14 protein-coding genes and 1 riboswitch are annotated in these 15,993 nt (G+C 44.0%); of the genes, 3 read left to right on the top strand and 11 right to left on the bottom strand.

Annotated elements, in window-relative coordinates:
- Positions 1-24: 24 nt before the first annotated feature.
- The 10 genes from B0E43_RS24770 to lpxK all read right to left on the bottom strand — a co-directional run bounded on the left by B0E43_RS24770 (position 25) and on the right by lpxK (position 12,890).
- Positions 25-1,038, bottom strand: a complete 1,014-nt coding sequence (locus B0E43_RS24770) for an acyl-CoA thioester hydrolase/BAAT C-terminal domain-containing protein (RefSeq protein WP_077346498.1) — start codon at positions 1,036-1,038, stop codon at positions 25-27.
- Between the two features lie 177 nt (positions 1,039-1,215).
- A complete protein-coding gene (locus B0E43_RS24765; protein ID WP_077346558.1) occupies positions 1,216-2,526 on the bottom strand; it encodes a prolyl oligopeptidase family serine peptidase in 1,311 nt (436 codons plus the stop codon).
- A gap of 145 nt (positions 2,527-2,671) precedes the next feature.
- Positions 2,672-3,736 (bottom strand): PA0069 family radical SAM protein, encoded by a 1,065-nt coding sequence (locus B0E43_RS24760; protein ID WP_077346497.1) that lies wholly within the window; start codon positions 3,734-3,736, stop codon positions 2,672-2,674.
- 76 nt (positions 3,737-3,812) lie between these two features.
- Entirely contained in the window at positions 3,813-4,886 is a 1,074-nt protein-coding gene (locus tag B0E43_RS24755; RefSeq protein WP_077346495.1) for an acyl-CoA dehydrogenase, read from the bottom strand.
- Positions 4,864-5,490, bottom strand: coding sequence for a nicotinamide riboside transporter PnuC (gene pnuC, locus B0E43_RS24750; protein ID WP_077346493.1), 627 nt, complete (start codon positions 5,488-5,490; stop codon positions 4,864-4,866). Before pnuC ends, B0E43_RS24755 begins: the two co-directional genes overlap by 23 nt.
- Before the next feature lie 31 nt (positions 5,491-5,521).
- Positions 5,522-5,631, bottom strand: a riboswitch (TPP riboswitch).
- A 138-nt stretch (positions 5,632-5,769) separates the two neighbouring features.
- Positions 5,770-7,461 (bottom strand): GMC oxidoreductase, encoded by a 1,692-nt coding sequence (locus B0E43_RS24745; protein WP_077346491.1) that lies wholly within the window; start codon positions 7,459-7,461, stop codon positions 5,770-5,772.
- 292 nt (positions 7,462-7,753) lie between these two features.
- Complete coding sequence (locus B0E43_RS24740; RefSeq protein ID WP_077346489.1) at positions 7,754-8,998, bottom strand: ABC transporter permease; 1,245 nt, start codon at positions 8,996-8,998, stop codon at positions 7,754-7,756.
- A gap of 145 nt (positions 8,999-9,143) precedes the next feature.
- Positions 9,144-9,755, bottom strand: a complete 612-nt coding sequence (locus B0E43_RS24735; protein WP_174567122.1) for a tRNA-(ms[2]io[6]A)-hydroxylase — start codon at positions 9,753-9,755, stop codon at positions 9,144-9,146.
- 133 nt (positions 9,756-9,888) lie between these two features.
- Positions 9,889-11,847: a putative porin gene (locus tag B0E43_RS24730; RefSeq protein WP_168171879.1), complete on the bottom strand. Its 1,959-nt coding sequence runs from the start codon at positions 11,845-11,847 to the stop codon at positions 9,889-9,891.
- Positions 11,844-12,890 carry a tetraacyldisaccharide 4'-kinase gene (gene lpxK, locus B0E43_RS24725; protein ID WP_077346485.1) on the bottom strand — a complete coding sequence of 349 codons (1,047 nt, stop codon included), beginning with the start codon at positions 12,888-12,890 and terminating at the stop codon, positions 11,844-11,846. The genes B0E43_RS24730 and lpxK overlap by 4 nt, the downstream gene beginning before the upstream one ends.
- A gap of 41 nt (positions 12,891-12,931) precedes the next feature.
- Here lpxK and B0E43_RS24720 point away from each other — a divergent pair, with 41 nt between their 5' ends.
- The 3 genes from B0E43_RS24720 to B0E43_RS24710 all read left to right on the top strand — a co-directional run bounded on the left by B0E43_RS24720 (position 12,932) and on the right by B0E43_RS24710 (position 15,351).
- Positions 12,932-14,032, top strand: a complete 1,101-nt coding sequence (locus tag B0E43_RS24720; protein WP_077346483.1) for a Nif3-like dinuclear metal center hexameric protein — start codon at positions 12,932-12,934, stop codon at positions 14,030-14,032.
- A 3-nt stretch (positions 14,033-14,035) separates the two neighbouring features.
- Positions 14,036-14,806: a zinc ribbon domain-containing protein gene (locus B0E43_RS24715; protein WP_077346481.1), complete on the top strand. Its 771-nt coding sequence runs from the start codon at positions 14,036-14,038 to the stop codon at positions 14,804-14,806.
- A 104-nt stretch (positions 14,807-14,910) separates the two neighbouring features.
- Complete coding sequence (locus tag B0E43_RS24710; RefSeq protein ID WP_077346479.1) at positions 14,911-15,351, top strand: hypothetical protein; 441 nt, start codon at positions 14,911-14,913, stop codon at positions 15,349-15,351.
- Here B0E43_RS24710 and B0E43_RS24705 read toward each other — a convergent pair.
- Complete coding sequence (locus B0E43_RS24705) at positions 15,311-15,940, bottom strand: histidine phosphatase family protein (RefSeq protein WP_077346477.1); 630 nt, start codon at positions 15,938-15,940, stop codon at positions 15,311-15,313. The genes B0E43_RS24710 and B0E43_RS24705 overlap by 41 nt on opposite strands.
- Positions 15,941-15,993 lie beyond the last annotated feature (53 nt).

Genomic DNA, 15,993 nt, shown 5'->3' with positions numbered 1-15,993 from the left:
AACCTATTTTACCCAGAATGTTGGTTACTCTTGATTTTTTATCATTTCAAGAAATTCCAGGGTCTGTTTCCTTGACTGGATTTTAGACCAAATGATTCCGAAAGTGGTTCCTCCCAAATTGAATTCATAGGCTTCCTCCCTGATTTTTAAATGAATTTTCTTGAAGGCTACACTTGAAATCAACGGAATGCAATTTTTGATCATAAAAACATCGTGCCCACCATTCCCAAAAATTGAATTTTTGAATTCGTGCTTAAAGCCTTTTTCTAAAAGCCTTGATTCAATTTTCGTTGCCATTTCACTTGCTGGCCATACCAAATCTTTGGCTCCAGAAATAAGCAAAATGGGGCCGTTAATCTTCTCGACTTTGATCACACTTTCCTCTTGAAGATAACCTTCTACAAGGAGAGGATCAACATATGTTTTGTAATTTATTGGCTGATTGGAATTATCCTCAAACCTTTTAATTGTAGCAAATGCTACTGGTTTTCCATTCAAAGTCCAGGATGGAACCAAAGTGTCATTAGTGATTTCTGTTGCATTTGGAAGAACAAAACAACTTGGAGTATAAGCAATTACGCCTTTGACTTGGGGATAAATACTTCCAAGAAGCAACGCTAATTCTGCCCCTCTTGAAACCCCCATCAACACAATTTTCTCTGGATCTATTTGAGGCTTGTCAGTAAGCCAATCCATGGCAGTTTTGAAATATTCAAGAGGAATGTTCTCCAGTTTATCCGGAAGTCCAGGCTCTTTGAAATAAGCTAAAGACATTACGGCAAATCCCTCTAAAGCCAACAATTTCAATTCAGAATCCTGCCTTAATCCTCCCCCTGATCCGCCTAAAAATAGGATAACGGGCAAGTCTCCTTGGTCTGATGGATAAATAAAATCAGCCACAAAAGGGCCGTTTCTGATTTGTTCGATGGATAGTTCGCTTGAATCGACAGGTCTGAATTCCTGATATATGACAAGAAATCCAAAAACAACAAAAACTAAAAAAGCGACCAATATCCGCTTAAAAATAAGGTTATTCATTCCAGTCAAGTTATCGTTAAACACTAGCTTTTTTCAAAGTAAATTCTTGTTTTTGAAAACGGAATGGAAGAAAACATATTGGAGAATGTTGAGAAACTTTACCTTTTAAAAAAATGTCCTGCCCATAATTTGGGAACAGGACATTTGTTGAGAACTGAGGTAAAAAGAGGAGTTAACTCACTTTTTCTGTAAAGCAAGCCACTCCATAATACTTACTGGCCTACCACCAACCAGAACCTGTGATCCGTCAAAGTCAGTTCGACTTTTATTGGCATGAGAATAAATCCAAGACCAGTGACCGGGATAACGGTAATCCTCACCTCCATAAAATCCGGTGATGTCTGTGACATGGTCATAGTAGGAAAACACAACATTTTTGGCTCCAGCCTGCTTTAACCTTTGGTAAAGTGGAACCACTGTCTCATCAGGTTTTGTGGTAGTATCATCCTTGGAGTGTACAAACCACATCGGGACATGCTTAATCTTTTGGATCTGGGCATCACTGACAAACTCATTGCTATAGGCCAAGGCACTAATATATCCTGCGGCAAAATAATCGGGATGCTCCAAAATCAACTTCAAAGACATATATCCACCATTCGAACAACCACCCACATAAATGCGGGAAGCATCGATTTTAGGATTGGACTCTACATATTTCCTGATCAAAGCCATTAATCCTTCATTGTAAATATCATTGGTCTGACCCCGAGTCATGCCATCTGGACCTTGCATCCAAAAGGTTGGAGCCTGAGGAACCAAAACATAAGCTCCCTCACCAAATAAAGCCTGGATTTCGTCTGAAGCGTAATTCGCAGCTCTGTTGCCGAGCAAGGGAATGGTCGGATCAGTGCCACCCTCTCCTCCGCCATGCAACCAAATGATCAGCGGAGCTTTGGAGGTAATTGTCTTTGGAGCATAGGACGCATAAGACATAGTCAGGCTTTCGCTGAATTTGAATTTTCCAGTCAGGTCGAACTTGTCGACCAAAGGCATCAGGCGGCCGGATTCCGAGTCCCAAACCTTCCCGGTTTTGGAGTTCGTGATTTGTAGTTTGTAGTCAATCCACACATTTCCCATTCTTGGAAAATACTGAATGGGGGAACCGATAGCTTGGATCGGACTGACCTCCAATACCAGCGTTACATGATCACCGCTTTCGACCCGAGCACCTTTGGCATCCGAAACATAAGCAAAGACTACATCTCTCCCACCGTTGGTGTTTGCTACAGGTATTTCACCTTTGTCAGATTTTCGGGAAGCAGTCACTTCAAATTCCGAAAAATTGGCTGTGGTCACAGTTTCTCCAAAATTCAAAATCACTTTGTTGACGGCGGGTCCCCAGTCAAATCCCTCGATCACCAGCTTGTACTCCCCGGCAAAAAGAGTTGAATTATCACTTTTGAGACTATCAGGAACCTCCCTTGCACTCAGAAAAACAGAAGCAAAAAGCAGAGGTAAAAACAGGAATACTTTAAACACTTTCATAGGTTTGGATTTTGGGTAGCTTTTCAATTTCAACAAGTTAAAAGATAGTCAATCCCCAAAATAAGCTGATGGTTTTTATTTGAATGGCCTGAAACCCTTTTCGGAAATTCCTCTGTATTCCGGGGTTTTCAAGGATATCAAAATCCTAAAACTCCAGGTTCAGGTTGCCCCCGCGGCGGAATTTGTCCAGATTGAAAGCAGGCAATGTCCTTCCTGCAAAATGGATTTTTCTCGAATGCCGGAAAAGTTGTTGAATACTGTCGGCCAGGACTCCCTCCCCTTTCATTCTTCTACCAAACTGGTTGTCATTAACCTTTCCTCCATGGAGTTCGGCGATCTGATTCATGACTTTCTGAAAACGATCCGGGAAGTTTTTCTCCAGCCAATCTGTGAATATTTCTTCCAGTTTTCCATTCAAGCGGACCACCGTCATTCCTGCTGTCAAAGCTCCATGAGCAGCAGCGGCTTTGAGAATTGCCGGAATTTCCTGATCATTCAACCCTGGAATAATCGGAGCATTCATGACCCCAACCGGGATCCCGGCTTTCGCCAAAGTCTCAATAGTTTTCAGCCGCTTTTCAGCACTGGCAGTTCGGGGTTCCATTTTCCTTCTCAGGTTTTCATTCAGGGTGGTAATGGAAACAAAAACCTGCACCAGTTGATCCTGAGCCAAATCCTGAAGCAAATCCAGATCTCGAAGGATTAGACTGTTTTTTGTAATCAAACCTACCGGATGGCGGTATTTTGCAAAAACTTTCAGCAAATCCCGGGTTATTCCCATCTCCTTTTCCAGAGGCTGATAGCAATCCGTATTTCCGGAAAGCGAGATCGGTGCCACTTTCCAGTGTGGATTAAGCAGGTGCTTTTCAAGCAGTTTGGGAGCATCCGGCTTGACCATGAGTTTGGTTTCAAAGTCCAATCCTGCGGTATACCCATAGTATTCGTGGGAGTTACGGGCATAGCAATAGATGCATCCATGCTCACAGCCCTGGTAGGGATTGAGGGAAAAGCTCAACCCCAAGTCAGGACTTTTGATCGGATTGACAATGGTTTTGGAATGCTCGATCCGAACTTCAGTTTTTGGCGATAGCAACAAAGGTTCGTCCAGACCTTCAATGAAATCTGTCACAACTCTCGTCTCCAAAAACCGGTTACCCGACTGGATCTGTGCTCCTCGTCCCTTGAAATAATCCTCTTCTCTGTCAATCATTTTGTCAAAACCTTCATCCTTATTTTAGGGAAGTTTTATGACAAACAATTCAAAATGACGGAAAATGTCTTTTTTCTTAAAAAGGAAAAATCAACAAAGCATGCTGGCTGACGGTATTGAAATCTCGCCAGACCCGATTGAGTTCGGTATGCGTTTTTGCTGCTTCCAGTCCGGCAAAAGGATACAACCGCCCGTTGATTTCACGACAGTTTTGGGTGAGTTTTCGGCTGATCCGACTGACTTGTTTTAAGGTTGATTTTGAAATTTTCCCATTTCCATCCAGTTCATTCCAGGATTCTTGAACCTGGCTATATAACTCTTTTCTCAGCTTTTCCAGTTTCCTGTTTTGTTTTTCAAAAACCTTCTCAAAATACCTCAAATGCCTTTTGTCGTACTTCCGATAGTCATGTCTTTTCCAAAACGATTCCTCAATTAAGTGAATCAAATGCCTGGAAATTCCCAGAATATTCACTGCTAATGTCGCCTCGGCAAACTGTAAAAATGGATACTGATAAACAGGTTCGTTTAGCCTTGCCTTTTCCGGCAAAATCTCGAAAGAGCGGCTGGTTGGAACTGCCAGATTATCTGTCTTAAAAGCATGACTTCCAGTCGCGATCATTCCCATGTAGTTCCAACCATCGAGGATCTCAACCTCTTCCTTTTTCAGGATAAAAGCCCGGACAACAGGATTTCCTTTTTTATCCAAAAGTGGCTCCCCATTTTCCAGAATTTCACAATTTGCTGTGAAATGAGTGGCATGCAAAGCACCTGAGGCATAGGTCCAACTCCCGGAGATCACATAATGGCCATCTTTTAAATCGGCTTTTCCGCCTACAAAACCACTCCCTGCCAGGCAGACTTTCGGGTTGGAAAACACCTCTTTGCGAAGCTCTTCATCCAAAAATCCTACAAACCAGCCTGCTCCGGCACAAAGGGTAACAGTCCAACCCAAACTTCCGTCGAGTCGAGCAAGTTTTTCCTCCAACCGAAGTGCCTCAGGCAAAGTCAAACCCAAACCACCCAAATCCTGGGAAACGAACAACTTGAACCACTTTTCATCCTGAATCACTTGAATCCATTCTTCAGAAAGCCGGCCCAATTGCTCCGACTCCGCGGCATGAAAAGAATCAAACAGTTTGGAGTGCTTCATCTTGGTTTTTGAGTTCTTTTTTCCAGTCCAAGTAGCCAAAAATCGCAACCACAAACAGGAAAAGGGTTAAAAATGAAAACATATAGAGTTGCTTGGAATACAGCAGGGGAATCGCCACCATGTTGGAAATATTGAGCCAAATCCAGTTTTCCACCTTTCTTTTGGCCAAAAGCCACATCCCCGCCCAAGCTGTGGAGGACACAAATGCATCGATAACCGGCACATCGGAATCGGTAAAACGGGTCAGCATAAAATAGAGAAATCCCCAACCCAAAATCGCTATCCCAAAAGTGATAGCCTGATCCTTACTATCACTTTTGGTGATCCGGGAAGCTCCGGACTGAGATCGGTTTTTCCAGTTTGCCCAGCCATAGATACTCATCACGAGGTAGTATGCATGGAGCAAAGTCTCGGCATACAGCTTGGAGTTCAGGAGCAAAATCGATCCGCAAAGAATCCCGATTATCCCTGTGGGATAAAGCCAAATGTTGTTTTTCTTGGCCAGGAGAACTTCAGTAGCTCCGAAAGCCACAGCCGTCCATTCCAGTAAGGAAGTGTTTTGGATTTGCTCAAGTAGCAATCCAGCATCGAAATTAAATTCCATTTGAATAACTGTTAGACATTATTCAATGAAGGGAGAACAAGCAGAAATTCCCTACGCCGGCATTACCCGGATCAGGTGCTCGACAATTGCTTGCCGATGGGTATGATCTCAGCCCGTGATATTAGGGCACCCCTTGATTGATGGATTGAAGATAAAACAAAATCTGTAATCAGACTTTCTTTACGACCCAATTCAACTGAAGAAACTCCAACATTACTATCCTACAGGAATTTGAAATGCATGTTTTTTCAGCCGTCTCTTTTGGGGAAAGCCCAACCCTTATTTAATGTTCCCCTTTTTCAATTCTTTCACTGCATTATCCACCGCCCGGGCTGTCAATGCCATGTAAGTTATCGAAGGATTCTGGGTGCCGGTCGAGGTCATGCAAGCTCCGTCAGTGACAAAAACATTCGGAGCCAAATGCATCTGGTTGAATCCGTTGAGCAGGGACGTTTTCGGATCCCTCCCCATCCGTACTCCGCCCATTTCGTGAATATCCAAACCCGGAGCCTGCTTGCTGTCAGATTTCCGGATATTAGTGCAACCTGCCTTGGTCAGCATTTCCTCGCCTTGTTGCAGAAAGTCCTGAAGGATTTTCTCATCGTTTTCATCATAATCGACATCGATTTGAAGCAAAGGAATCCCCCATTCATCTTTTTGGTCAGAACTCAGGGAAACGTGATTGGTTTCTTTTGGGATGGTCTCGCCCTGCATCATCATATATACCGACCAGGGTCCAGGAATAGAATTGGCTTCCTTGAAATCGGCTCCAAAAGGCAGATCTCTGGCCCCTCCCCAACCTGACCTAGCGGCTGAATAGAAACTCATGTATCCCCGCTGGAAGTCCATTTCCTGCTTTTTGACATTCCTGAAATTGGGAAGCATGACTGCAGTCGGGCGGCGGCCATAATAATAGATGTCCTCAAATCCTTCAAAACTTCCACTCATCGAGCCCCTGTAATTGTGAAAAGCGATGTATTTGCCCAAAATCCCGGAATCATTTCCCAAACCCTCCGGAAACCGGGTTGAAGTTGAATTAAGCAAAATCAGGTTGGTGTTGAGTGCTGCGGCATTCAGAAAAATAACTGGAGCAAAGTATTCGGTAGCCTCTTTGGTCACCCGGTCAATCACTCTAACCCCTGTGACTTTTCCCTTTGCCTCGTCCCAAATCAGTGAATGAACCACGGAATCCGGCCTAATCGTGAGATTTCCTGTCCTGGCAGCATGGGGCAATGTCGAGGAATTGGAACTGAAATAACCACCAAACGGACAGCCTCGATAGCATTGGTTTCTAGCCATACACTTCCCTCTCCCCTGCGCAAGATGAACTTCGCTAGGTTCAGTCAAGTGGGCACAACGGCCTATGACAAACTTTCTGTCTCCGTAGGCTTCCAGAATTCTTTTTTGAATTTCCTTTTCAACACAATTCATCTCCCAGGCTGGCAAAAACTCCCCATCAGGCAAGGTTTCCAGTCCATCGTAATTCCCGCTGATCCCCACAAAACGCTCTACATGGCTGTACCACGGCGCGATATCCTCATACCGGATCGGCCAGTCTACTGCAAAGCCATCACGTCCCGGCCCTTCAAAATCATATTTACTCCATCGCTGGGTTTGGCGTGCCCAGATCAGGGATTTCCCCCCCACTTGATAGCCACGGACCCAGTCAAATGGCTTTTCCTGGATATAAGGATGTTCCTTGTCTTTTACGAAAAAGTGTTGGGTGTCCTCCGCATAGGCATAACAGCGATTGACCACAGGATTTTCTTTTTCGTCCGACAAAGGAATCTTATTGCGATGGGGCATATCCCAGACATTTGCGGTCATGGTCGGATAGTCCTTGAGGTGCTCCACTTGCCGACCTCGCTCCAAAACCAGGGTTTTCAGTCCTTTTTCGCAAAGTTCCTTTGCGGCCCAACCTCCGGATATTCCAGAACCAACAACTATAGCATCGTATTGATGAGAATTCATAGGGGCAAAATAAAAGTTTGAGGCGGGATTTTGGAAAAATATTGCCAGAAGGTCAAGAATTGATGATTGTGAAGCAGATAATCTCGTCAACAGACCACGGTCAACAGTCCACAGCTGGTGATTTCGAACTCCAATCCTAATTTCCTTTGGTTAGTGCCAAGAAAGCAGATATCCATTTTCTTTTACACTATGAAAAAAAAGAACTTCAACCCTTTTCCCAATTTGAATACAATTGGTGAAAGAATTGAAGTTCAGAATTTATTGCCCTTCGTTTGGGTAAGTCGAAAAGGACTTACTCGTATCTCAGCGACTCAATCGGATCAAGCCTGCTGGCCTTGTATGCGGGAATATATCCGGCAATCAAACCAACTATTATACAGATAACGAAGGAAATGATCATCCAAAGCCAAGGCACCAGAAACCCTCCCGGTCCGATAAAGTTGGCAATAACATTTCCAATTCCTATACCCAAGAGCATTCCGAAAATCCCTCCGATCATACAGATCACGATCGCTTCGATCAAAAACTGTTGACGGATTCGAAGTGGCGTCGCACCGAGAGCTTTTCTAATTCCGATTTCCCGGGTTCTTTCAGTTACTGAAACCAACATGATGTTCATCAAACCAATGGATGCGCCCAAAAGGGTAATAAATCCGATTCCAAACCCTCCGATTCTAAGGTATCCTGCTACTTCTTCCAAACTTTCTGCTACTGACTCACTTTTTGTCAGTTCAAAGGAGTCTTCCTGGGCCACCCTGTCTTGACGGATCTTTCTCATCATTCCAATCGCCTGACCCATTTCATAGTCAATTTTTCCAGGGTCAGAAGCAACACCTGTGATACGGTAATAGAAATTTCCGTTTTTATCAAGTCGGGCGGCATTTTCAATCGGTATCATGATCTGCCGATCAGCACCCTGATCCTGACCTACACCGCCTTGCTTATCCAGCACCCCCACTATTGTATAGGGTTTTCCCAAAAAAGAGATTTTTTGATTGATTGGATCTTCACCCGGATTGAAAAGTATTTCCTCGATTTCCTTTCCAATGATTGCCACCGAGTTGCCATACCTCACTTCCATGTTACTGAAGTTTCGGCCCTTGGCTAATTTGACAGCCTTGATTGTAAGGTAATTCTCATCCGCTCCTCGGACTCTGGTATTTGGATTCGTCTTTTTGGAACCCCGCTTTACCTCAGCAATTCCGGTAACAGAAGTGAATACAGTGGAAATTCCGATGGCTGCATAATCTTCTTTGAATTTTCTGGCTTCCCTAAAAGTGATATTCGGATACGTTTTTTCTTTTTTTCCCTCTTGGACAACCCTGCCTCCATTGAATCCTATATTGCGGATTTCAAAGGAATTGGCTCCAAGTCCGGCAAAACTCTCTGCAATCTGGGCTTTGATCCCGTCAATCGCAGTCAACATCCCAACCAAGGAGGAAATCCCGATCGCGATGATAGCTCCGGTAAGTACGGTGCGAAGTAAATGGACCTTTACAGAGTTGAGCGCCTCGCGGACATTTTCGATCAAATTCATGGATTGTTCGTTTTGGAACAGCTATTTGAAAAATAACTTAGAAATACTGTTAATTATAAGCAAATACGTAAGAAAAGCCCATTTGATTGGGAAAATTTAACTGGAAGGAAATTAGAAGAAATTCAGGCCCCAAGGCTGAATACTCCTAATGCATCCGATCTCCTCTGACTCCGAGGCTCTTCATCAACTCCGCCTCAAAATCCAGCCACTCCTGCCAGCGGGAATTTACCTTTTCGATATCCTGGTATTTGCGGGCAAGTTCGATGAATGTCACATAATGCCCCGCCTCAGAGATCATCAGTTCGTAATAGAACTTCTGAAGTTCTTCATCCGCAATGTTTTTTGACAAAAGCTTAAAACGCTCGCAACTCCGGGCTTCTATCAGCGCATTCAAGAGCAATTGTTCAGTGAGTTGCTGCATTCGGTTTCCGCCTTTTTTGACAAATTCTGTAAGCCTGATTACGTATTCGTCTTTTCGGGGAAAGCCAAACTTCATCCCCCGCTTGCGAAGTTGGGCCAAAACCCGCTCAAAATGCCCCCATTCCTCAGCCACGATCGGAGTCAATGTATCCACCAGTTCTTCCAGATCATTAAAACGAAGGATCAAACTGATGCAGGAAGAGGCAGCTTTTTGCTCACAATACGCATGATCCACGAGGATATCCTCGATCTGCATTTCTGCAATCCCAACCCACCTCGGATCGGTCGGAAGCTTCAGATGAAGCATTTTCTGTCTGGTGCTTTCTTCCCAAGTCATTTGGAATTACGATTTACGAATTTTGATTTACGACATCCCAATAACTTTTGGCGTCTTTACTGTGATTTGGCCTTTTCGCTAATGCATTCTTGCTTCTTGCGTCTTACTTCTTGCGTCTTAAATCTATTTCCTATCAATCAAACAAATACCAGGTAATCCCCAAATCAAGAAAAGAGCGGTAACCGGTATAATCAGGTGTTACGAAGTAGCCTTCCTGTTGCATCAAACCTGAATTGAGGTGATTGTATTTGAACAGCACTCGGGTGCGGTTGATCCTAAAATCAAGAAACAGATCTGCAACCGGATAGGCATAGACCTCAAAGGAATTTTGTAGGTAAAACTGCTGAAATGAAGGATTATACGCCTCCGCATAGTAGACGGACTTGTACCTCACGTCGATTCCTAACTGCACAACGACATTGTCATTGAACATCGGGCTGTCAAAGTAGAACCGGGTGTTCGCATAGAATTGTGGAACTCTGAAGTTATCCGCCCCTTCGCCGGAGATCTCGGTAAATATTACTTCGGAATCCCATCGGAATTTCTTCCCAATCTGAATGTTGGCAATCAGTCCCGGCATCAGCATATAAGCCTCACCTGACGCTTGAGTCGCCATCCTGTCTTCGTTGAAGAACACATAATTATTCACTCTGTTGATCGTCAGGTTGGGTCTCAGGCTGATCTTGTTGAAGTCCAGTTTGATCCGTCCTTTGATCTGATCGACACCGATGTTGTCAAAGTCGTTGCTCCACTGATAATGATTTCCAAAGTAAATCTGCTGTTGGGAAGTGGGTTTATAGACGGCTTTGGTGTATTCCAGCTCCAGCCAGGGAGAAACGAAAAGCCCGTGAATTCGGAATGCACCCGGAATCAGGTATTCTCCATCTGCGCTTAGTGCCCACTTTTCGGAGATTTTGCCGATGAGTTCCCCGCCGATGAATACCTCATTGAAAGCTTCCTTTTTATCCGGGAAAAAAGGACTTTCCATTCTTCCGTTTCGGATTCTGGTAAAGGCATTGTAGTAAAAGCCCTTGTAAGATCCTTTGATTCCCAACTCGTTTTTCCACTCTTCAAAATCACTTTCGTTACGGGTGGTATCCTGTTGCTCATTGAGTCTATCCTCATTGAAAAACAGCGCATCGGAAGTCGTCAAGTCTGATTCGAAAACTACGTTCTGATTTTTGTTGTCAAAGGTGTGGTAGATCTGCAACCCATTTCCCAGCTTGTACTCGTGGTAGATGTGATAGTCTTGCCGCAAATCCCTGGCTCTTGAATTATGAAGCCAAACTTTGGCATCTTCATAGGTGAAATAAAGTGAGGTGGGATCTACGTCAGGAGGGATAATTCCGCCAATCTCATAAACCACATGGCGCATTCTGGAGAAAGCTCCCAACACCCAATACTTCCCATTTTCTGAGCGGTAATTGGTGTGAACCGTATAGGCATTTTGTTCGACCATGTGATCGTCCCGATCCACAGGATTGAGGGTCTTCCGGATTCGCTCGGTATGCAACTCGAAACCCAGGTTCCATTTGGGCGTGACATTTCGGGCAAAAGCGATGTCCAGCATATTGCGGTTGCCGCCCCCAAAAAACGCCGACATCTCCGTAAAAGGGGATTTGGTATCAAAATACCTCCGCTTTGCCGGATCTTGGTAATACAGATCATAGGCATGGAATCCGGATCGAAGGCCGATCATTTCCGGAATTTCGAAGAAAACTGGCTTTGCCGCACTTCCTATATTTCCCAGGTCCTGATATTTCCAGCCGCCTTTTGCCACAGGATCGTAGTTGTGGAAATTGGTCAGGGCTGTATCCTGCTCGTACAACAGGAGCCGGTTTCGCTTTAGATCTTTTTCGAAGTAAAAAAGTGAGGTCTTTGGGCCATACACCTGCCGGGTACTATCATCCAAGAGTGGTCTTCGTCCATCGGCTTCCTCCTCCTCTTCAGGGTCAACCAATTCTCTACCTGGCCTTGCTGTTTGTCCTGCTCCCACATTAGTTTGCCTCTGGGGAAGTGGGCGCTGACCAAAAAGTGGCTGAAATGCCAGCAAGACGAATAAAATTCCAAAGACTAAACCTCTTCTGTTCACTTCTTTCTGAATTTTTCCCTGATGTAGCTGAGCAGCATTTGCTTGTCTTCTGATTCGAATTTGGCCTCGATGGGCAGCACAAAAATCGGAATTTCCCCCAAAAATCCCTGATTAGCCAGAGATTTAAGTTTGACGGCGTCTTTTTCTGTAGAAAGTAAAACGGGCTTTTGGCCAAGGTGTTTTTCTGAAAGCCTGGCTATCTTCTCCAGATCTGATTTTTGATAACTGTAATGATCCGGAAATGACAACACGTCCAGTACCCTGAAGTTACTTTTGCAGTAAGTAACAAATTGACGGTCGTCAGCCAATCCCGAAACCAGAATAACCGAACCTGAAAAAGCTTTGGTAGGTTCAACAGGATACGGGTCGCCATATCCTATTTTGGAGAAAAGCACCGGAATTCCATTTTTTAAATAGCAACGTAAACTACCTTCCATTTTCTCCTTTTGTGTTCGCGAAATAGCTTCAGGGCATTTTGTCACCACTACCAAGTCGGCACGATTGGCACCATGTCGGCTTTCCCTCAGTCTTCCCATCGGCAAAAGAAAATCTCCTGAAAATGGAGAATCGAAAGGCGTCAACAAGCAATAAAAATCTCCTTTCAATTTCCTGTGCTGAAAGGCATCATCCAAAATTACCAACTCAGTTTTGGTAGAAATCTTGGAGATTTTCTCCAAAGCATTCACCCTGTCTTCGCTAACAAAAACAGGCACTTTCTCTTCAAATTTTCGAAAAATCTGGAGCGGTTCGTCTCCGATTTCCTCTGCTTTGCTACTGCTTTTTGCCTGAAGAAAGCCTTTGGTTTTTCTCCCATAGCCCCTGCTCAAAGAAACCAGCTCAAAATCTCCATTGAGATTCCGGATGAGAAATTCCACCATTGGCGTCTTTCCGGTTCCACCAACACTCAGGTTCCCCACCACCAATGTTGGGATTGGGGATTTGAAGCTTTTCAGGATTTGTTGATCGTAAAGGAAATTACGAATGCCGGTGATTATCCGAAAAATCAGTGCAAAGGGAGCAAGCAGAAAGGCATACCACGGCATTGGCAGGAATTGCTATTTTTGACCAAAGAAAAAGAAAAATTATGGGATACAGGATTCAGGATGTGATTTCTTACCTAGAAGCATTGGCTCCGCCGGCTTACCAGGAAAGCTATGACAATGCAACGCTAATCTGTGGTGACCGAAATGCTGCCACAAAAGGAATCCTCTGTACACTGGACTGCACGGAGGATGTGGTAGAAGAAGCCATCAGCCTTGGCGCCAACCTGATCGTGGCCCATCATCCGATTGTTTTCAAGGGACTGAAAAGTCTTACCGGAAAAAACTATGTGGAGCGCACAGTCATCAAAGCCATTAAAAACGACATAGCGATCTATGCCATTCACACCAACCTGGATCATGTGGCAACAGGAGTTAACAAGAGAATCTGTGACCGCCTGGGGCTGACCAACACTAAAATCCTCCAACCCAAAAAACAAATTCTGAACAAACTGGTATTCTTTGTGCCGGATGAGAACAAAAACAGTGTGCTGGATGCGGTATTTGCAGCTGGAGCAGGTCAAATCGGGGAATACAGGGATTGTTCTTTTCAGGTGGAAGGCATGGGCACCTATACCCCAAGTGAAAAGGCCAATCCTCATATCGGACAAAGAGGAATTCCACAATATGAAAAGGAAGTACGGGTGGAGGTGATTCTTCCTGCCTTTCAGAGCAACCGGATCATTTCTGCCATGAAAAAAGCACACCCCTATGAGGAAGTCGCCTATTACCTTTCTGTTTTGGAAAATGAAAATCAGGAAGTCGGAGCCGGGATGATAGGTGTGTTAGAACAGCTGATGGAAGGCTTGGATTTTTTGGATTATTTAAAGGAAAAAATGAATCTTAAAGTACTTAAGCACACAACTTTAACCGGAAAAAAAATCAGCAAAGTAGCGGTCTGCGGTGGTGCAGGAATTTTTCTTCTTTCAGAAGCCAAGCGATCGGGAGCGGATGTGTTTGTGACGGCTGACGTCAAGTATCATGAGTTTTTTGATGCTGAGGGCCAGTTAATCCTGTGCGACATCGGGCATTATGAGAGTGAAATTTTCACAAAAGAATTATTGGGGGAGCTTTTGTCACAAAATTTCCCTAATATTGCACTCTATTTGACAAAAGTAGTTACTAATCCCACATCCTACCGATAGTACATGGAAAGTACAGTAGCACAAAAGCTAGAAGCTATCTACAACCTTCAACTTATAGATTCAAGACTAGATGCCATCGTAAAAGTAAGAGGCGCACTTCCTGAGGAAGTTCAGGACCTTGAAGATGAGATAGCAGGCTACGAAACACGACTCGAAAAATTCCAGAATGATATCGACTCTTTCGAAGACGATATCAAGCGGTTTAAGGAAAACATCAAGGAGTCTGAGAAGCTGATCAAAAAGTACCAGGAACAACAGATGAACGTACGGAACAACCGTGAGTACGATGCCATCACCAAGGAACTGGAACTTCAGGATCTCGAAATCCAGGTCTCTAAGAAGAAAATTGCTGAATCAGGAGTAAAAATCGAGCAGAAGAAGACCGATTTGGATGAGCTGAACAATTTGATGAAAGATCGTCAGAAGGATCTCGACCTGAAAAAGGAAGAACTGGATACCATCGTTTCTGAAAGTGAATCAGATGAATCCAAGCTTCGCGCTGAGCGAGATAAAGCAATGAAAAAAGTGGAGGACAGATTGGTGAAGTCATACACTAAAATCAGAGCAAATGCCAAAAATGGCCTTGCTGTGGTAATGGTTAAAAGAGGCGCTTGCGGAGGTTGTTTCAACACTGTACCACCTCAAAGACAGGCTGATATCCGGGAAAAGAAAAAATTGATCGTCTGTGAACACTGCGGAAGAATCCTTGCCGGTGTTGAAGATGAAATAGAGGAAGAAGGCGCAAAAGCTAAAAGAAGAACAGCGAAAGCTTAATCCAATATTTACACAAGAGAAATCCCCGGAGTTGATACTTCGGGGATTTTTTTTATGTCAAAATGTATTGCTTTGTCGGGTTTTTATATGGTATATTGCTCGCAATGAAAAAGTTCGCAACTCTCCTTTTAGCCCTGATTTGCTGCACTTCGGTTTTTGCAAAAAATCCCGAATCCAAAACTTTTTTGGTGCTTTTCAAAAGCAAAGAATTAAAGGATCTCAAAACCAATATTCGGGATATTGAATCACAATTTTCTTCTGCATTTTCCACTTTGCATTATTCCGGAAACTCGGAATTGGCCCTAATCATAGAGATCCCTTCCTGTGATTTCGATGAGTGTTTTTTGGGTGAGTTTTTGGTTGACCTGGAGAACGGACAAAAAGTCCAGCTTCAACAAATTGCCTTCCGTCTTTTTGATCTGACCGAAAACAAAAACCTCCACGAGAAATACCTTGCCATGTATGAGGAAAGCCTTCTTGCCAAGAAAAAGGCTGCCAAAGCTGCTAAATCAGACTTAAGGTCTTTAAGTGCTCCCGGTCATTAAATTTCCTCACCACAAAAGTATCATCCGGTAATTGCTCGAGCAGGTAAAGGCACAGGTTATTGTGCTCAAACTGGTCCATATACCGCATGTCATAATTCAAAATCAAGCTAAGGAAAATCCGCATTGCCCTTCCATGCATGCAAACCAAAATTGTTTCACCCGGACCGCTAAGGATTTTGTGGATTCCCTTTCTCATCCTTTCTGCGACTATATTCGGACTTTCGCCTCCAGCGATTGCATAGTCCAAATTTCCCTGCTGCCACTGATGAAGCATGTGTTGATAATATTGACCCTCCTCGGGAGTCATAGGAGTTCCTTCATAATCCCCCCAGGAAATCTCATTTAGCTCAGGCAAGGCTTGAGTCGGAATCCCCAAATCAATAAACTGTTGGATGGACTGCTTAGTCCGGATCAAAGCGGTATGATAGGCCTGATCAAAGGTGATATCCTTGTAAGCTTCAAAAAATCCATTGGCCTGAGCTCTTCCTGTTGCATTGATCGGCGCATCGATTCCACTACCCTGTACTACTCCCTGTAGATTAAAGTCAGTCTGCCCGTGTCTGACCAGGTAAATTTTTTTTCGGTTCAAGTTTCTTTATTTTTGTCCGGAGCCCAAATAAACTTCATTTAACCCACATTTTA

This window comes from Algoriphagus sp. A40 (genome assembly GCF_002002735.1).
Lineage (GTDB): Bacteria > Bacteroidota > Bacteroidia > Cytophagales > Cyclobacteriaceae > Algoriphagus.
This window is presented reverse-complemented; position numbering and strand designations above follow the sequence as displayed.

Bases quoted from the DNA above. Each gene is read 5' to 3' on its own strand.
- B0E43_RS24720 (WP_077346483.1), top strand. From the start codon at position 12,932: ATGGGATACAGGATTCAGGATGTGATTTCTTACCTAGAAGCATTGGCT.
- B0E43_RS24770 (WP_077346498.1), bottom strand. From the start codon at position 1,038: ATGAATAACCTTATTTTTAAGCGGATATTGGTCGCTTTTTTAGTTTTT.
- B0E43_RS24745 (WP_077346491.1), bottom strand. From the start codon at position 7,461: ATGAATTCTCATCAATACGATGCTATAGTTGTTGGTTCTGGAATATCC.
- B0E43_RS24715 (WP_077346481.1), top strand. From the start codon at position 14,036: ATGGAAAGTACAGTAGCACAAAAGCTAGAAGCTATCTACAACCTTCAA.
- B0E43_RS24755 (WP_077346495.1), bottom strand. From the start codon at position 4,886: ATGAAGCACTCCAAACTGTTTGATTCTTTTCATGCCGCGGAGTCGGAG.
- B0E43_RS24740 (WP_077346489.1), bottom strand. From the start codon at position 8,998: ATGAATTTGATCGAAAATGTCCGCGAGGCGCTCAACTCTGTAAAGGTC.
- B0E43_RS24760 (WP_077346497.1), bottom strand. From the start codon at position 3,736: ATGATTGACAGAGAAGAGGATTATTTCAAGGGACGAGGAGCACAGATC.
- B0E43_RS24735 (WP_174567122.1), bottom strand. From the start codon at position 9,755: ATGACTTGGGAAGAAAGCACCAGACAGAAAATGCTTCATCTGAAGCTT.
- B0E43_RS24710 (WP_077346479.1), top strand. From the start codon at position 14,911: ATGAAAAAGTTCGCAACTCTCCTTTTAGCCCTGATTTGCTGCACTTCG.
- pnuC (WP_077346493.1), bottom strand. From the start codon at position 5,490: ATGGAATTTAATTTCGATGCTGGATTGCTACTTGAGCAAATCCAAAAC.
- lpxK (WP_077346485.1), bottom strand. From the start codon at position 12,890: ATGCCGTGGTATGCCTTTCTGCTTGCTCCCTTTGCACTGATTTTTCGG.
- B0E43_RS24765 (WP_077346558.1), bottom strand. From the start codon at position 2,526: ATGAAAGTGTTTAAAGTATTCCTGTTTTTACCTCTGCTTTTTGCTTCT.